Genomic DNA, 17,235 nt, shown 5'->3' with positions numbered 1-17,235 from the left:
CAACTAATTACGAGTTTAATCTCTTCGCAACTCAATTATTACCAACTTGCTTTTATAAGTCCTGGAATTTCACCACGCATGGCTATCTCACGCAGCTTGATTCGACCCAAACCAAATTTACTAAATACTCCTCTTGGTCTCCCAGTTAAAGTACAACGTTGCCGCAATCTAACCGGGCTGGCATTTCTGGGTAATTTCTGAAGAAGATCTCTGGCTGATGCTTTAGCCTCAATATCAGATCCTGCATCTCTCAATATAGAAACTATCTCTGCACGACGTGCAGCGTACTTATTAACAGTTTTTAATCTTTTCAAATTTCGGTTTACAATTGACTTTTTTGCCACGATACATTCCTTAATTTTTAAACGGAAATTTAAAAGCTGATAAAAGTGCTCTAGCTTCTTGGTCAGTCTTGGCAGTTGTAGTAACAGTAATATTTAAACCACGCACTTTATCAATCTTATCGTAATCAATCTCAGGAAAGATAATCTGCTCTTTGATTCCCATATTAAAATTTCCACGCCCATCAAATCCCTTGACCTGAATTCCCCTAAAATCACGAATACGCGGAATCGCAACGTTAACAAGACGATCTAAGAATTCGTACATTTTTACACCCCGTAAAGTTACTTTACAGCCAACGGGGTAACCTTGCCTTACCTTGAAAGTGGCAATTGACTTCCTGGCCTTAGTCACAACAGGCTTCTGCGCCGAAATTTTTTCCAAATCACTAACAGCATTTTCTATAATTTTCTTGTCTGCGGATGCCTCACCAACACCCATATTCAAGATAATTTTAGTGATTTTGGGAACCTCCATTACAGTCTTGTAATTAAACTTCTGTGTAAGTTCCTTAGTAACCGTATCTCTATAATATTCTAGCAATCGTGCCATTTCTCTATCCACTTTTATGAATCTATCAAAGTACCATCAGATTTAAAATACCGTACTTTATTACCTGATTCATTAAATCTAAAGCCCACTCTATCAGCTTTGTTTTTTTCGGGATTGAAGATTGCAATATTCGAAATATGCAGAGGTTTCTCAGTTTCTACAATCCCACCAGCAATATTTTTGTTAGGATTAGGTTTGATATGAGATTTAACTTTATTTACCTCTCTCACTATTACCCTTTCAGTACTTTGAAATCGGATGACTGTAGATTGCTTACCTTTATCCTTGCCTGCTATGACAATTACACTGTCACCTTTTCTAATTTTCTTCATGACTTATAAATTCCCCTTTATATAACTTCAGGAGCAAGTGAAACAATCTTCATGAATTTTGCCGTACGGAGCTCCCGTGTAACCGGACCAAAAATCCGAGTACCTATTGGCTCTAACTTATTATTCAGGATTACTGCTGCGTTAGTATCAAATTTGACTAAAGAGCCATCAGCTCTACGAATTCCCTTTGCAGTACGCACGATAACTGCATTATATACTTCGCCCCTTTTAATACGTCCCCGTGGAGCAGCATCTTTTACAGCGACCTTGATAACATCACCGATCCCGGCAAACCTTCTTTTTGAACCGCCCAAGACTTTAATACACATCACTGTACGTGCCCCAGTGTTATCAGCCACTTTCAGTAATGATTGCATCTGAATCATGTTTCAGTTTCCTATCTATAATTTGGCTAGTGTATCGACTAACAAACAGAAATTAACCAAGACTCTCAATAAAAATTTCTATCAGTTAACTTTAATTACTCTAACTACCTGCCAAGCCTTAGTTTTTGACTTTGGACGAGTTTCACTTATGGCTACAATATCACCCAGTTTATATTGATTGAGCTCATCATGTGCGTGATATTTACTTGAGCGCGTAACAATTTTTCCATACAGAGGATGTTTTACTTTTCTGTCGATCCTTACCGTTACAGTTTTATCCCTTTTATCACTCACGACCTGTCCAATCAGTGTCTTGCTTTGATTGTCTGAGCTCATAATTGTCCTGTTTTCTCACGAATAATTGTTTTGAGACGTGCAATATCTTTACGAACTTTATTAATCTGGGATACGTTAACAAGCTGTTGTGTTCTATGTTGCAGTCTTAGGCCAAATTGCGCTCTTCTGAGAGAAAGAAGCTCTTTCCCCAACTCCGACAGATTTTTTTCCCGTAGCTCTTGTACCTTCATTTAAAAATCAACTCCCCAAATGCCGAATTACAAAAGTGGTCTGCATTGGCAGTTTTGCTGCAGCCAACCTAAATGCTTCACGTGCGAGTGACTCATCCACTCCATCCATTTCATAGAGCATTTTACCTGGTTGAATTTCAGCAACATAATACTCAGGATTCCCCTTACCTTTACCCATCCTTACCTCAGCAGGTTTCTGTGAAACAGGTTTATCCGGGAATACTCTTATCCAGATCCGACCACCTCGTTTAATATGCCGCGTCATAGCCCGCCTTGCGGCCTCAATCTGTCTTGAAGTCAATCTACCACGACCAATGGCTTTTAACCCAAATTCTCCAAAACTGACTTTTGCCCCTCTTGTTGCTATGCCAGTATTACGACCTTTATGCTGTTTTCTAAATTTGGTTCTGGCGGGTTGTAACATTACATATTTCCTTTGCTATTCCGGGATGTACGATGTTAACTGCAATCTTAAATAGTAAGCGTCTATCAAGATAACTGCAGAGTTAAAAGTTAGTTTTGCCTTTCCTTAATACCAAGTTGCTCACCTTTAAAAACCCATACTTTAACACCAATGATTCCATATGTTGTTCTGGCTTCTGAGGTTCCGTAATCAACTTCTGCACGTAACGTATGAAGTGGCACCCTGCCTTCTCTATACCATTCAGTTCGAGCTATTTCTATACCATTTAATCTGCCGGAACTCATAATTTTTATCCCTTGAGCACCAAGGCGCATAGCATTCTGTATAGCTCTCTTCATCGCCCTTCTGAACATTATTCTTTTTTCGAGCTGCTGAGTAATACTTGCGGCAATAAGCTGCGCATCAATCTCAGGTTTTCGTATTTCCTCTATATTGATGTGCACCGGTACATTCATCAATTTTTCGACATTTCTACGAAGAATCTCTATATCTTCGCCTTTCTTACCTATAACTACACCAGGACGTGACGTATGTATCGTAATCTTCGCATTTTTTGAGGGTCGTTCAATTATGATACTTCCAACTGAAGCATGTGCCAGTTTCTTTTGAAGATATTGCCTAACACTAATGTCTTCATTTAAAAAATCCGAAAACTTCTTTGTATTTGTATACCAACGTGAAGACCAGTTTTTTAAAACTGACAACCTGAACCCAGTTGGATTAATTTTTTGACCCATAAACTATTCACCCTTCTCTTATAAACTTGACTCGTTTTATTTATTCGAAACAGTCAAGAAAATGTTGCACGTGGGCTTCGATATCCGGTTACCCCTCCCTTTCGCACGCGGACTTACACGTTTAAGGGTAGCTCCCTGACCTATAAAAATCTGGCTGATTTTCAATTCATCAATATCTGCACCCTCATTGTGTTCTGCATTTGCTACAGCCGACTCAAGAAGCTTTAAAATAATTGAAGCTCCCTTTTTAGGGCTAAAAGTCAGAAGCCTAATAGCTCGCTCTACCTGTAGTCCACGTATTTGATCTGCAACGAGACGCCCTTTTTGGGCAGATAACCTTACGCTACGTAAAACTGCGGATGTTTCCATATATTATCCTATCGTTTAGATCCGGCCGCCTTCTTATCTCCGGCATGACCTTTAAACGTTCTAGTATGTGAAAATTCACCAAGTTTATGGCCAACCATATTTTCAGTTACAAAAACGGGAACATGCTGCCTACCATTGTGAACTGAAATTGTTAAGCCAATGAAATCGGGAAGTATTGTCGACCTTCTCGACCAGGTTTTGATCGGTTTTTTATCATTATTCTGACGAGCAGATAAAACCTTATTAACAAGATGAAGATCGACAAACGGTCCTTTGGAAACAGATCGGCTCATTTTTTTTAACCTTTCTTAGAATATCTACTACGAACAATCATATTAGATGTCCGTTTATTTTTTCTTGTACGAGACCCTTTCGAAGGAGTTCCCCAAGGACTGACAGGATGTCGTCCTGCAGCTGTTTTACCTTCTCCACCACCGTGCGGATGATCTATAGGATTCATTGCCACGCCACGGACGGTTGGCCTGACCCCTCTCCATCGGATAGCACCTGCTTTACCAATTGACTGCAAATTATGTTCGGAATTGCTTACTTCACCTATCGTGGCTCTGCAGCTTATATGAATTTTTCTAATCTCACCCGACCTTAGTCTGATTTGAGAATAATCACCTTCTTTCGCCATTAGCTGAGCTGATGACCCGGCTGACCGTGCAAGCTGTGCACCTTTCCCTGGTCTCAATTCAATGCAATGTATTACGCTTCCAACAGGTATATTCCGTATAGGCATCGCGTTACCCATCTTAATGGGCGAGCTCGAACCACTTACTAAATACGAGCCGACCTCAATATCTTTTGCCGCAATGATGTACCGCCTTTCGCCATCGGCATAACAAAGCAAAGCTATATAAGCACTTCTATTAGGGTCGTATTCAATACGTTCAACTTTTGCAGGAATATCATCCTTATTTCTACAGAAATCAACTATACGATAATGTTGTTTATGTCCGCCACCAATATGGCGTACCGTTATTCTTCCTGAGTTGTTCCTACCCGCATTCTTTTTCTTTTTTTCCGTTAATGCAGCAAAAGGCTTACCTTTATAGATAAAACTATTTACGGACTTAATTACAGATCTTCTGCCTGGTGAGGTGGGCTTGGTTTTTCTTAGTGCCATCATTTATCCTCGAATAATTTAACATCAGTAAAGTCTATCTCACGATCCCCTTTAAGACTTACAAATGCTTTTTTCCAATCCGATTTTTGTCCAAGATAACGGCCAAATCTTTTCTTTTTTCCTTTCACATTCACCACTTGCACACTCTTAACCTGAATATTCTGTGATTTCCAAATCTGTTCAATTGCTGATTTAATTTCAGTTTTATTTGCGTCGCGCGAAACATAAAATATGATTTGCTTCGTTTTTTCTGCAATAAAAGTTGATTTTTCGGAAATCTGTGGAGCTTTTATTACTTCTAATGCTCTTTCACTACTTATCGTAATATTTCTCATTGCAGCACGTTTTCAATTTTATTGACCGTATCCCGAGTAATAACCACATTGTCATATGCCAGCAAACTAACGGGATCTATTAAATCAACTTCAACCACTTTTAGATTTGGAAGATTTCTGGAAGCCAGATACAGATTGCTATCTATCTCACTGGTAATAATCATCACATTTTCCAGCTGGTAGTTTTTTAATTTCTGCAGACAAACCTTTGTTTTTGGCATCTCTATCTGAAACTCATCAATAGCCACCAACTTGTTATTTCTTAATAATTCTGAAAATATTGTGCACATTCCAGCACGATACATTTTCCGATTTAACTTCTGCTTGAAATTTTCTGTAGGCTTATTTGGAAAAATTTTTCCACCTCCACGCCAGAGTGGGTTGGTCGCGGCACCTGTTCTTGCCCTGCCCGTTCCTTTCTGCCTCCACTGTTTCCGCGTTGAGCCAGTAACATCTGAACGCCCTTTCTGAGCACGTGTTCCCACTCTCGCGTTCGCCAGATAAGACTTAACTACCTGATGAACCAACGCCTCGTTATAAACCCTGCCAAAAACAGATTCTGATGCTTCTATATCTTCTATTTGTCCGTTTTCGTATATACAAGGAATTTTAACCATTTACTCACACTCATCTGTTGTTATTTACTCGGCTGTTTCACGCCAGGACGTATAAAAACACCATTACCCTTAGATCCTGGAACCGAGCCTTTTAAAAATAGTAAACCCCTGCCGGCATCAACACGCACAACCTCTATATTCTGAACAGTACACTGTGCATTCCCTAAATGCCCGGTCATCTTTTTTCCGGGAAATACTCTGCCAGGATCTTGCGCCATACCAATCGAACCAGGAACATTATGTGATCTTGAATTTCCGTGACTGGCTCTGCTTGAAGAAAAATTATGGCGCTTTATGGTACCAGCATATCCCTTTCCTATTGATATGCCACATACATCTACCTTCGATCCCACTTCAAAAAGTTCAACACTGATTTCAGATCCAATTTTTATATCACTACCGATATCATGATCAACTCTAAACTCCTTGATCACAGTTCCGGCTTCAACTCCAGCTTGCGAGAAATGTCCTGACAACGCTTTTGTTATCCGATTTTTACGACGATATCCCTGTGTTAGCTGTACCGCCGAATAACCATCTTTTTCTTCTGTTTTAACCTGGACCACACGATTTCCTGATACGTCAAGAACAGTAACGGGTATGCTGTTTCCTGATTCGGTAAATACTCTCGTCATACCTATTTTTTTACCGATTAAACCTAGTTTCATTATTTTCCTCTTTAATGAATCTTTACCTGTTACAGCCAACCATTAAGTTAAAGCTTAATTTCAACATCGACTCCTGCCGGCAAATCAAGCTTCATTAATGCATCAACTGTTTTATCTGTCGGGTCAATAATATCCATTAATCTTAAATGCGTTCTAATCTCAAACTGATCTCGAGAAGTTTTATTTACGTGTGGCGATCGCAAAACATCAAATCGTTCTATACGTGTTGGAAGTGGAACAGGACCCTTGACAACTGCACCTGTACGCTTGGCCGTTTCTACTATTTCAATAGCTGACTTATCTATCAGGCGATAATCAAATGCCTTTAAGCGTATTCGAATTTTTTGATTTTGCATAAAAAACAGATTATATATTTTTAAAAAGTACCCCTGATCGTTACCACAACCAATCCCAGATTTACTCGATCACTTTAGCGACCACGCCTGCGCCTACGGTACGTCCACCTTCACGGATTGCAAAACGCAGCCCTTCATCCATTGCAATCGGCGCAATCAGATTGACTGTGACCGAGATATTATCCCCGGGCATCACCATCTCAACACCTGCCGGTAACTCAATCGATCCTGTCACATCCGTTGTTCTGAAATAAAACTGTGGGCGATATCCCGCAAAAAATGGTGTATGACGACCACCCTCTTCTTTGCTCAACACATAGATCTCTGCAGTAAACTTGGTGTGTGGCAGTATGCTGCCGGGTTTGGCAAGTACCTGCCCACGCTCCACTTCTTCTCGCTTGGTACCTCTTAACAGGATACCCACGTTATCACCAGCCTGCCCCTGATCCAGCAATTTACGGAACATCTCCACACCGGTACATACTGTCTTGATCGTGGGTTTCAATCCAACGATTTCGATTTCATCACCTACTTTGACTATCCCACGCTCCACACGCCCCGTGACTACGGTCCCACGCCCAGAGATTGAGAAGACGTCTTCCACAGGCATGATGAAAGCCCCATCAATTGCCCTTTCTGGCTCCGGTATATACGAATCCAGTGCCTCTGCCAATTTCAGAATGGCGGCTTCACCAATATCACTCTTATCTCCTTCCAGCGCTTTCAATGCCGAACCAATGATAATAGGTGTGTCGTCACCCGGAAAATCATAGTTGGACAATAGTTCGCGTATCTCCATTTCGACAAGTTCAAGCAATTCAGCATCGTCTACCATGTCCGCTTTGTTCATGAAAACGATGATGTAGGGCACCCCCACTTGCCGAGCCAGCAGAATATGCTCACGCGTTTGCGGCATCGGACCATCAGCTGCTGATACCACCAGAATGGCACCATCCATTTGTGCCGCTCCGGTAATCATGTTCTTCACATAGTCAGCATGACCAGGACAATCTACGTGTGCGTAATGGCGCTTGTCTGTTTCGTATTCAACATGGGATGTATTGATAGTAATTCCGCGTGCACGCTCTTCCGGCGCCGAGTCAATCTGATCGTATGATTTGGCTTCTCCACCAAACTTCTTCGTCAGTATCGTCGTAATCGCCGCCGTCAACGTCGTCTTTCCATGATCCACATGACCAATCGTTCCCACATTCACATGCGGCTTCACCCGCTCAAATTTACTCTTCGCCATTACGTCAACCTCTTATTGATTTGAGTAGTATTATTTCTTATTAATGATTGCCTCTGCCACATTCTTTGGTGCTTCGGAATAATGCTTGAATTCCATTGAATACGTCGCTCTCCCCTGAGTAGCAGAGCGTAGTATCGTTGAATACCCAAACATTTCAGCTAACGGCACCTCTGCACGAATTACCTTGAATCCCGGAATATCATCCATTCCCTGAATTATTCCACGGCGAGAAGATAAATCGCCCACTACATTACCCATAAAATCGGATGGTGTCTCTACTTCGACTGCCATCATTGGCTCTAACAAAACAGGGTTAGCTTTTCTCATACCATCTTTAAATGCTATAGATGCAGCCATTTTAAAAGCATTCTCATTAGAATCGACATCATGATATGACCCATCAAACAGAGCAACTTTCACATCTACTACTGGATATCCGGCAAGAACACCATTTGCCAATGAATCCTGCAATCCTTTTTCAACGGCTGGAATATATTCTCGCGGAACAACACCACCTTTAATCTCATCAAGAAATACGAACCCCTTACCCGCCTCGTTAGGCTCCATCCGCAGCCACACATGACCATACTGGCCGCGACCACCACTTTGTTTAACGAACTTACCTTCAATTTCAACTTGCTTTCTTATTGCTTCACGATATGCAACCTGAGGAGCACCTACGTTCGCTTCCACTCCAAATTCTCGCTTCATCCGGTCAACAATGATTTCCAGATGAAGTTCACCCATCCCAGAAATAATCGTCTGCCCCGATTCCTCATCTGTTCTAACTCTAAAAGATGGGTCTTCCTGTGCCAAGCGATTCAGTGCAATCCCCATCTTTTCCTGATCAATCTTAGTTTTTGGCTCAACGGCCACATGAATGACCGGTTCCGGGAAATCCATCCGCTCCAGTGTAATTATGTGATCCAGATCACACAAAGTATCTCCTGTCGTGACCTCTTTCAAACCCACAGCAGCAGCAATATCCCCAGTTCCAACCTCCTTGATTTCTTCACGCTGATTGGCATGCATCTGGAGCAATCTACCAATTCTTTCTTTTTTCCCTTTAACCGGATTAAATACCGTGTCTCCCGATTTAATCGTTCCGGAATACACGCGAAAGAAAATTAACTGCCCTACATACGGATCGGTTGCAATCTTAAATGCCAACGCAGAAAATGGCTTATCCTCACTCGGCTCACGCTCATCCTCAACACCATTTTCATTTGTCCCTTTTATTGCCGGAATATCCAGTGGCGACGGTAGATAATCAAGTACCGCATCAAGCATCGCCTGAACACCTTTATTTTTGAACGCGGTCCCACAAAGCATTGGGACAATCTCATTATTTATTGTTCTTACGCGCAACCCTTGTTTAATATCCTCTATAGACAAATCACCCGTTTCCAGATATTTGTTCATCAACTCTTCACTTGCTTCGGCAGCCGACTCAACCATTTTTTCTCGCCAGATGGCCGCATCAGCCTGCATTGAAGCAGGAATTTCACGCTCCTCGAATTTCGTACCTTGACTCGCATCATCCCAATAAATAGCCTTCATTTTTACGAGATCAATGACTCCAGCAAATCCATCCTCAGCACCGATTGGCAACTGAATCGGAACCGGATTTGTCTTAAGCCTGCTAATCATTTGCTCACGAACACGCATAAAATTAGCGCCCGACCTATCCATCTTATTAACAAAGGCAAGTCTCGGGACCCCGTATTTATTAGCCTGACGCCAAACTGTTTCCGTTTGAGGCTGAACGCCACCAACTGCACAAAATACCGTACAAGCTCCGTCCAACACACGCAACGAGCGTTCCACTTCAATTGTAAAGTCTACGTGCCCCGGGGTATCAATTACATTGATTCTATGCTCAGGATAATTTCCCGCCATCCCCCTCCAAAAGCACGTTGTAGCAGCGGATGTAATCGTAATCCCCCGTTCCTGCTCCTGCTCCATCCAATCCATAGTAGCAGCACCGTCATGCACCTCTCCCAACTTATGAGAAACCCCCGTATAAAACAGTATACGCTCACTGGTTGTCGTTTTCCCTGCATCGATATGAGCCATGATACCTATATTACGATATCGCTCTAACGGTGTTTTCTTTGCCACTTTTATTCCTAGTTTATTTTACTGTCGAGATACTCATTTACACGCATATGCACTCATATGCGAAAATTTCCTCAAAATCTAAAGTGAGAGAATGCTTTATTAGACTCAGCCATTCTATGCACTTCTTCACGCTTCTTGATTGCCGCCCCCCTATTTTCCGAAGCTTCCAGCAATTCGCTCGCCAATCTTAAATCCATTGACTTCTCGCTCCGTTTACGAGCAGCATCTCGCAACCAACGCATCGCCAAAGCACTTCTCCTAATAGATCTAACTTCCACAGGCACTTGATAGTTTGCCCCACCCACACGCCGGCTTTTAACCTCAACAACTGGTCTGATGTTTGACAAAGCCTGTGTAAATACCTCGACAGGATCCTTTCCCGTTTTTTTCTCCAAATGATTTAAAGCACCATATATAATTTGCTCAGCGACAGACTTTTTTCCCCGTGTCATCAGCACATTCACAAACTTCGCCAACTCGACATTATGGTATTTGGGATCTGGCAGTATTTCTCTTTTCGGCACTTCTCTTCGTCTCGGCATTTTACTTATCTCTATATTTCTCTTTTAAACGATATAAAATGCGCAGCGCTAAGCTGCGCACATATACTGACCGTGTGCTATGCGCTCTTCGGCCGCTTTGACCCATATTTTGAGCGAGCCTGTTTTCTATCTTTTACACCAGCTGTATCCAAACTACCACGAACCGTATGATAGCGAACACCCGGCAAATCCTTGACCCTTCCACCCCGTATCAACACAACCGAGTGCTCTTGCAAATTATGCCCCTCGCCACCGATATAACTACTTACCTCATAGCCGTTTGTTAACCTGACCCTAGCCACTTTCCGGAGGGCAGAATTTGGTTTCTTAGGAGTCGTAGTATAAACACGCGTACATACCCCTCTTTTCTGCGGGCAACTCTCAAGAGCAGGCACCTTGCTTTTCGTTCTTTTTGCTTTACGCGGCTTACGTACTAATTGACTGATCGTCGGCATTTTGCTCCTAATATCCCATCTGTTTAATTATTTCCTTAAGCTAACCCTTGTTATTCGCCTCTACTATGGCACAAACCTCAGCGCAGTAATTTATCTACTACAATTGCTCTTGTACCTTAGTACAGCACTGCCTATTTGACAGATACGCAGCTAAAAAGACTGCAAATTTTATGGTGTTATGATTTACATGTCAAGGTATAAACCACCTGATGCTTAGTCAGCCTGCTCTGCTATTTAAGTTAATTCACCTCAATGAAGACTGGTTGTTTCTCATCCTTTCAGGTATTGCTCATCAACAGTTTCTTGACCCAACATATAAATCTTGATTAAGTTAGGCATGATATAAAAGACAATGTCCTAATGTAGTAAAATTTGTCATTACGAATCATCGTATTACAACTTTCGTGCCTATTTTTATCCATGAACTTAATTCATCAATTTGCGCATTTGTCAGAGCTACACATCCATTAGTCCAGTTGAAACGTGAATGAACTGTACGATCTCCTCGACCAATACCATGAATCCCTATATAGCCCCCAAGCGGCGTATCTTGGGGAGGCAACCTTGAAGATTCAATGGCTTTGGTTATACTCAACCAGGCTTGTCGTGAAATTCTTTTTTCAGCCAAAGCCCGATCTGCCGCTTCCTGATTGGGAAAATCAATCCCAAAAAACCGATAGTAGCGATGATGCTGCTTAATCCAGCTAATTTGAAATGAGCCGAGCGGAGTCTGGTTATCACCTTTCATTCTCGAGCTACTAGCACCGTATCGGCCAATCGCAATATTATTAAAAGTCAACTGCGCCTTGTCTCCACGCATGACACTAAGTCGTTGCTCCAAAGTATCTATCAGAATCCATATGTCTGAATTTGCGTAACTCCGAAACGAAAATATCAGGGCAAGAAATAAACTCGTATACAACCAGTATTTCATGTAATCGAACGCGCTAATGAGATACGTCTAAGACAACACTTTGATTGTTATATCATCTTTGACTATACAGGGTAGGCTCATTGCTACCGAAATTTCCTGGTGGAGGGGCAGAGATGGTGTATGGATACAATAAACGATTCGATTGGTTACCGCTGACTGTTGCTGTGAAAACTCTATAACCCAAGAATGTTACTGGTAAACGACTCACTCCGTAAACCCGGCTTACAGAACCGTTTACCTCAGGAATAATCCCGAAATTGTTCGAGATGGATGATTGAGCCAAAAATTCAATCAGGCTGATACCTGACTGTTCATCCCATCGTATAAAAAAGGATAGTCTAAAACATCTAAAACATCTAAACTATCCTTTCTACACCTATTTTCAGCCGTATACACGATTTACGTAAAATTGGCTTACAAGGAATCAGTACTAGTGATGATGCTCTTCATTTTCTTCACTTTCTGCGGCATCACTTTGATCAGTAGGTTGTTGTTCGTGTTCAACATCTCCGTGATGATGGTGCTCACCTTGATCAGCATCTCCATGGTGGTGCTCTTCTTCATCTTCAGCCTTAGCAGAAGCTTTCTTCAACGGAGTAAAACGAGCAGCTTGTGTCTCTGCCCCATCCAATACTACAAATACGGAAACTACGGTTTCCGGTGTAATTGTAAACTCTCCCGTCCCTTTCATGAAATTTGCAAAAACCGGTATCAATGTTACCGATACCTTTTTCCCATCTTTATCAAAAACATTTGCCTTACCTGATCCACCTTTAGTAAGAACCTCATGATCCATGTGATCCGTTACATATAAACGTAATTCACCATCCTTGGCAACCAGTTCCAAATGATACGGACCTGCCATTCTTAATTGTCCGCCATGTGGAGCAGCTACCCCATCCAATTGTTCATCTGAATGTGCCCAAGTCGACCCTGTAAATAAAGTTAGCAATCCAAAAAGAACCACACCCGTCAGATATTTTTTCATTACTGTTCTCCCTATCACTGGTTAAAAACTACTTAACAAGCTTCATAAATTTATTATAAAACTTCTTACTCTTAACGATTACTTTAGGCTGTCTTCTCAGTTTCTTTGGACAGAATTAATGTACATGATCTCGCGGTGGTGGCAATATCTCCTTTTCCTGATTAAGTTGCAAAAGTTGACTGGTAAGCAAGTTTAAATCACTCCAGCCAGACTGATCCAAGGATGGTATCCAGCGGGCACGCAAATATCCAAAACGATCGACTAAAAACTCCATATGATCTGGAATATTACCTGAACCCAAGATATCGGGATATTTGAGAGTACGCCTGTAAAGGATATAGCTGTTTTTTACTTCAAACCATCCATCTCTTACTACTTCAAGTGGGGTATCAGCAGCAAAGCCAGCTACCGCTGCCTCGCTATACCCATCCAAAGGAACGGCGAGTACAACTGTCTTTAGGCTTCTCAGCTTCTCATAGCTTTCGCTTAACTCCTTTAATCTATCCAATGAATTTGGCCAGCTAAAAAATACCAATAATACATTTGCTGTTTGTCGAAAATCTTTGAGTGTGCCAGTAGTACCATCATAAGCAGTGAACTGAAAAACCGGTGGACCCATAGAAGGTTTATCTGGTATAACTGCAGGGCCCAGTAGTCTCGCCTGGTAGCCACGTGACATTGCATGAATGTAGTTGACCGTATCCCATCGATCCTCTTCAGACAAACTATTTATAAAGCCAGGCATCCCTGTATTTTCAATACCATACCCTAGCCAGTGGAAAAAATCACCGGCAGTATGCCTCGCGGTATGCGGTTCTGTCAGCAAATCTGCAGGTGGCATTGACAAAGTTTTAGCTAATATACCGTTACCTTTCCCTTGAGGACCATGACAACTGGTGCAAAATTCTGAAAAATGCACCGAACCATTCGAAATTGAAATAGCATCAAATGGAACAGGTGTATTACGATACGTCTCAGGATAAGCAACAACTGCAAATTGTGGCAAAATCGCAGCGATACCACTAACTACTAATACGCTTGTAATCAAAGCACGTTTTCTAAAATTCCAATCCTTCTTTTTACCCAACCAAAATAGACCAAATGCGGCAACAAGTAAAACTACTCCTAACCCCAAGAAGAATTGAACTGTTGGATCATTCCATGCCCCCGCACCTATCGACCCATCAATAGTAAAACGGAATGGATAAGGCCAATTTTCCACCATTGCATGCTTAGCGGGCACTGAATTAGAAAGTATTGTCGCAAATAGTACAAGAAGTAACGCTAATACAAATTCAACTCGAACCCATTTGCGTAATCTAACTACTCCAGAATCTGAGGTACCCTCCACATAACCATAGTTCCCAATTTGAGTAGTTTTATGTACCCACTTCGAAAAGAAAGATTGGCTAATTTCTCCTTCTTTATTCAAATCCAAGCTGGAACGGTCTATAGAATCACATACACGTTCGAATGATGGCAGCCACTTTGAACGAGCCTGGTACGCTATAAACAATATTGCTATCAGCAAAGCGATTTTCATAACCAGAGCCCAACCATAAGTACTAGCTACCAATGCATGATAATCTTCTTCCACCATCCGATCCGTTAGAATCAGGCCAGTTAGTACTATTGCAACCATGATGGGCAACGCAATGACCGAAAATCTTTTCAGGCTGTCTACGTTCAATACGAGCTGTATGCCTTTAGCATCACAATTGTGTCGATCGAAAACGATTAATAAAAATGCCGGAAGTGCACCAAACCATGCTCCGGCCATCAGGATATGAATTGCATAAATAGGCACATACACCATGAAATTTTCATCTGCACCCGCATGGCTCACCATCGCCGAAGCTACCAAGGGCAAGGATGCTATACAAGCTCCCATAACGTAATGCCATCTGGCCCGTTCACGTTTCATGTATATGAATACTGAAACAGCCATCAAAAATAGGGCAGAAATAGCACGTAATGCCCACATATGTCCCATATTGGTATGCCTGACAATCTCAATCCATGCATCAAGCTTCCAAGTATTGGACTCAATTCCGGTTGCTTTACCTGTAGTCGTAGCCAGAACTCCAATAAGCCCAACTAAAACTATAGCAGTCAATACAGGGAATAATTTCTCCAAACGTATGACCCACGCATTATCGAATAACTCTCGCCTGGTACCTGCTATGGCTAGATAAAGACAACTTCCAAGTAATACTAGATTGGCAACAAGCTGTGACCATCTAGCTAATATCGCAACGATTTCCATTACTTATTTTTTATTTTGTTACTTATTTTTAACTGTAAATTTATATTCTGAATCTACTACATGGCCGTCTACAGACAAAACACGAAACTTGACCGTATATTGACCACCAATCAGCTCGGGCAACTCAAGGTAAATCGATTTAGCATCATCAGGATGAACTAAAGGTTTTTTTTCAGTGAGTGCCTTACCATTTGCATCATGCAGTGACAAAGATGCATAGTCGGCTTCAATTTCTTCGTTAAACCATAACCTAACTTGTTTTGGGGAAGCAGTAAGAACTGCTCGACGTGCCGGCTCAGCTTTTGTTAGAGCAGCATGTGCAAACACTACATTTGAACTTGACAATAAAACTAAAGAAATTAATCCTATTACAAAACTGCTTATCTTCACCTTTGTTACAATTTTTTCTATGAACAACTCAACAAAACTTTCTCTTTTCATCTTACTACCCTTCTAATATTTAAAAATAAATATACAAAAACATTGATACTTACTTAAATAGTGTTATGCATATTGTGTGAAATACTTTATCCTCAAGGATTTTGTTTCTTTTTGAAGAAGAAGATGCCGGCACCTGCTGCAAGGGCTAATGCTCCGAGGATATACAGCATATCAGGCTTACCTCCAGTGCCTACAGCAAATGGAAAACGGGAAATATGCTCGGTACCATTATCTCTGATCGTCACCAGTCCCACGAACTTCCCTTCCGCAGGAAAATCGTGTTCAAAAGTTACCGATCCATTCATATATACCTTCGGTGGTGAATGAAAAACAGTAAGCTCATCAAGATTTCCTTCTGAACCCGGTTCAGCTCCTGTATCACGAATAATCCGCACTTCTGTCGTCATCGTACGTAACGCTTCATCTATGTAGTCCAGCGCTACAATTGTCCGGCCAATATTCGGTATGTCTTCACAGAATTCTTTTTCCTGTGTGCTTTCAGGCTGATAACCCGTAAAGTGCATGGTATAAGGACCAATGGTCAGCTTACACATATCTTCCGCCAATGATAACCCACCATGTGCTTGCACCTGGATTGAACAGACCATTCCCAGCAGTACCCCTCCAAGCCACTTGATACTTGTCATTGTCCACCCTTTTACCATTTAACCATCCTCCCTCTCCTTGATTTTCTTGTTGTGAATCACATCGCTGACGCAGGATGATCCAGTTTAATCATCCTGAGATTTGAACCAGCTTCTCAATCGACCAGATTGCACCAGTTTATACATCAACCAGCCCAAAAACAGTATTGCGACTGCCGGACCTGCCCAGGTACGTACCAGCTTGCCATAATCAACCATTTCAACCCGAAGCTGGTAATAATAATTCAGTGGGGGAACACCTTCTGCGGTCACCATTACCGAATATAACCCCTTGTCCAGTTTACCTATTCCATTGATGACACCATCAGGGTGATAATCGGCTTTTACCTGAACAATTGCTTCCCCTCCCTTTTCTTCACCCCTGAATACTTTCATGCTCACTGGCATGTTGCGTAAGGCTGGATCAATCAGATCTACCACCAGGTAAGTATCTCCCGCCGCCGGAATCTCTGTACAATAATGCCCCGCCTGATCATATTGGGGCTGATAGGTATTCAAGTGCACCATATTCTCGCCTACCTGACGCACACAGTTATCTTCTTCCAAAGATACACGACCATGTCCCCAGGCTGTACTTGTGGAACACAGGATTACAAAAACAAATGCTGTAACAATCAAGCACAGGGATTGCTTCAACACGACACCCCCCCCAGTACTTTTTACAACACCTTCATGCTTTTTCAGCAAACTCTCTCTTCTCATTTTTACAATCCCTTTCAATTCAGTATCCGCAATACTAAATTCGACAGGCTAATTGATGCTTCGTTCAAAACCAAGACTGTGTAATAAAAACC

24 protein-coding genes and 1 pseudogene are annotated in these 17,235 nt (G+C 41.8%); all 25 read right to left on the bottom strand.

Translation table 11 applies throughout. The annotated features are described in order from the left end of the window. Positions 1 to 38 precede the first annotated feature (38 nt). Positions 39 to 344, bottom strand: coding sequence for a 30S ribosomal protein S14 (gene rpsN, locus HRU73_RS01100; RefSeq protein ID WP_287399109.1), 306 nt, complete (start codon positions 342 to 344; stop codon positions 39 to 41). 10 nt (positions 345 to 354) lie between these two features. Beyond that, the gene (gene rplE, locus HRU73_RS01095) at positions 355 to 894 is read right to left on the bottom strand and encodes a 50S ribosomal protein L5 (RefSeq protein WP_287399108.1); all 540 of its coding nucleotides are present in this window, start codon (positions 892 to 894) and stop codon (positions 355 to 357) included. 14 nt (positions 895 to 908) lie between these two features. After that, complete coding sequence (rplX, locus tag HRU73_RS01090) at positions 909 to 1,226, bottom strand: 50S ribosomal protein L24 (RefSeq protein ID WP_287399107.1); 318 nt, start codon at positions 1,224 to 1,226, stop codon at positions 909 to 911. Between the two features lie 17 nt (positions 1,227 to 1,243). Then, a complete protein-coding gene (rplN, locus tag HRU73_RS01085) occupies positions 1,244 to 1,612 on the bottom strand; it encodes a 50S ribosomal protein L14 (RefSeq protein WP_011111046.1) in 369 nt (122 codons plus the stop codon). An 81-nt stretch (positions 1,613 to 1,693) separates the two neighbouring features. Further along, a complete protein-coding gene (gene rpsQ, locus HRU73_RS01080; RefSeq protein WP_011111045.1) occupies positions 1,694 to 1,948 on the bottom strand; it encodes a 30S ribosomal protein S17 in 255 nt (84 codons plus the stop codon). Then, positions 1,945 to 2,139, bottom strand: a complete 195-nt coding sequence (gene rpmC, locus HRU73_RS01075) for a 50S ribosomal protein L29 (RefSeq protein WP_287399105.1) — start codon at positions 2,137 to 2,139, stop codon at positions 1,945 to 1,947. The genes rpsQ and rpmC overlap by 4 nt, the downstream gene beginning before the upstream one ends. Before the next feature lie 7 nt (positions 2,140 to 2,146). Beyond that, on the bottom strand, positions 2,147 to 2,563 hold the full coding sequence (gene rplP, locus HRU73_RS01070) for a 50S ribosomal protein L16 (RefSeq protein ID WP_011111043.1): 417 nt from the start codon (positions 2,561 to 2,563) through the stop codon (positions 2,147 to 2,149). A 110-nt stretch (positions 2,564 to 2,673) separates the two neighbouring features. Continuing rightward, positions 2,674 to 3,300: pseudogene (gene rpsC, locus HRU73_RS01065) on the bottom strand (30S ribosomal protein S3); the annotation flags it as partial. Positions 3,301 to 3,336: 36 nt separating this feature from the next. Continuing rightward, positions 3,337 to 3,669 (bottom strand): 50S ribosomal protein L22, encoded by a 333-nt coding sequence (gene rplV / locus HRU73_RS01060; protein WP_011111041.1) that lies wholly within the window; start codon positions 3,667 to 3,669, stop codon positions 3,337 to 3,339. Positions 3,670 to 3,677: 8 nt separating this feature from the next. Next, positions 3,678 to 3,962 carry a 30S ribosomal protein S19 gene (rpsS, locus tag HRU73_RS01055; protein ID WP_011111040.1) on the bottom strand — a complete coding sequence of 95 codons (285 nt, stop codon included), beginning with the start codon at positions 3,960 to 3,962 and terminating at the stop codon, positions 3,678 to 3,680. A 5-nt stretch (positions 3,963 to 3,967) separates the two neighbouring features. Continuing rightward, the gene (gene rplB, locus HRU73_RS01050) at positions 3,968 to 4,801 is read right to left on the bottom strand and encodes a 50S ribosomal protein L2 (RefSeq protein ID WP_287400091.1); all 834 of its coding nucleotides are present in this window, start codon (positions 4,799 to 4,801) and stop codon (positions 3,968 to 3,970) included. Then, a complete protein-coding gene (gene rplW / locus HRU73_RS01045) occupies positions 4,801 to 5,136 on the bottom strand; it encodes a 50S ribosomal protein L23 (RefSeq protein ID WP_276679319.1) in 336 nt (111 codons plus the stop codon). The genes rplB and rplW overlap by 1 nt, the downstream gene beginning before the upstream one ends. Next, complete coding sequence (gene rplD, locus HRU73_RS01040) at positions 5,133 to 5,753, bottom strand: 50S ribosomal protein L4 (RefSeq protein ID WP_287399104.1); 621 nt, start codon at positions 5,751 to 5,753, stop codon at positions 5,133 to 5,135. The genes rplW and rplD overlap by 4 nt, the downstream gene beginning before the upstream one ends. Positions 5,754 to 5,773: 20 nt before the next feature. Continuing rightward, the gene (rplC, locus tag HRU73_RS01035) at positions 5,774 to 6,460 is read right to left on the bottom strand and encodes a 50S ribosomal protein L3 (RefSeq protein WP_256335815.1); all 687 of its coding nucleotides are present in this window, start codon (positions 6,458 to 6,460) and stop codon (positions 5,774 to 5,776) included. 8 nt (positions 6,461 to 6,468) lie between these two features. Then, a complete protein-coding gene (rpsJ, locus tag HRU73_RS01030; protein ID WP_011111035.1) occupies positions 6,469 to 6,777 on the bottom strand; it encodes a 30S ribosomal protein S10 in 309 nt (102 codons plus the stop codon). Between the two features lie 61 nt (positions 6,778 to 6,838). Further along, positions 6,839 to 8,029, bottom strand: a complete 1,191-nt coding sequence (gene tuf / locus HRU73_RS01025) for an elongation factor Tu (protein ID WP_011111034.1) — start codon at positions 8,027 to 8,029, stop codon at positions 6,839 to 6,841. Between the two features lie 30 nt (positions 8,030 to 8,059). Next, positions 8,060 to 10,150 carry an elongation factor G gene (gene fusA, locus HRU73_RS01020; RefSeq protein WP_287399102.1) on the bottom strand — a complete coding sequence of 697 codons (2,091 nt, stop codon included), beginning with the start codon at positions 10,148 to 10,150 and terminating at the stop codon, positions 8,060 to 8,062. A 71-nt stretch (positions 10,151 to 10,221) separates the two neighbouring features. Further along, the gene (gene rpsG / locus HRU73_RS01015; RefSeq protein WP_276679662.1) at positions 10,222 to 10,692 is read right to left on the bottom strand and encodes a 30S ribosomal protein S7; all 471 of its coding nucleotides are present in this window, start codon (positions 10,690 to 10,692) and stop codon (positions 10,222 to 10,224) included. 77 nt (positions 10,693 to 10,769) lie between these two features. Further along, on the bottom strand, positions 10,770 to 11,147 hold the full coding sequence (gene rpsL / locus HRU73_RS01010; protein WP_011112567.1) for a 30S ribosomal protein S12: 378 nt from the start codon (positions 11,145 to 11,147) through the stop codon (positions 10,770 to 10,772). Positions 11,148 to 11,532: 385 nt separating this feature from the next. Then, positions 11,533 to 12,081: a L,D-transpeptidase family protein gene (locus HRU73_RS01005; RefSeq protein ID WP_287399101.1), complete on the bottom strand. Its 549-nt coding sequence runs from the start codon at positions 12,079 to 12,081 to the stop codon at positions 11,533 to 11,535. Positions 12,082 to 12,511: 430 nt separating this feature from the next. Beyond that, a complete protein-coding gene (locus HRU73_RS01000; protein ID WP_011112569.1) occupies positions 12,512 to 13,069 on the bottom strand; it encodes a hypothetical protein in 558 nt (185 codons plus the stop codon). Between the two features lie 115 nt (positions 13,070 to 13,184). Next, positions 13,185 to 15,335: a CopD family protein gene (locus HRU73_RS00995; RefSeq protein WP_287399099.1), complete on the bottom strand. Its 2,151-nt coding sequence runs from the start codon at positions 15,333 to 15,335 to the stop codon at positions 13,185 to 13,187. An 18-nt stretch (positions 15,336 to 15,353) separates the two neighbouring features. Further along, positions 15,354 to 15,776, bottom strand: a complete 423-nt coding sequence (locus HRU73_RS00990; RefSeq protein WP_287399098.1) for a copper resistance CopC family protein — start codon at positions 15,774 to 15,776, stop codon at positions 15,354 to 15,356. A 92-nt stretch (positions 15,777 to 15,868) separates the two neighbouring features. Continuing rightward, complete coding sequence (locus tag HRU73_RS00985; RefSeq protein ID WP_011112572.1) at positions 15,869 to 16,423, bottom strand: LPXTG cell wall anchor domain-containing protein; 555 nt, start codon at positions 16,421 to 16,423, stop codon at positions 15,869 to 15,871. A gap of 84 nt (positions 16,424 to 16,507) precedes the next feature. Then, the gene (locus HRU73_RS00980) at positions 16,508 to 17,143 is read right to left on the bottom strand and encodes a hypothetical protein (RefSeq protein WP_287399097.1); all 636 of its coding nucleotides are present in this window, start codon (positions 17,141 to 17,143) and stop codon (positions 16,508 to 16,510) included. Between the last annotated feature and the right edge of the window lie 92 nt (positions 17,144 to 17,235).

Source organism: Nitrosomonas sp. H1_AOB3, from assembly GCF_015709435.1.
Taxonomy (GTDB): domain Bacteria; phylum Pseudomonadota; class Gammaproteobacteria; order Burkholderiales; family Nitrosomonadaceae; genus Nitrosomonas; species Nitrosomonas europaea.
Note: the sequence above shows the minus strand (reverse complement) of the source record. Positions and strands in the feature narration are given on the sequence as shown.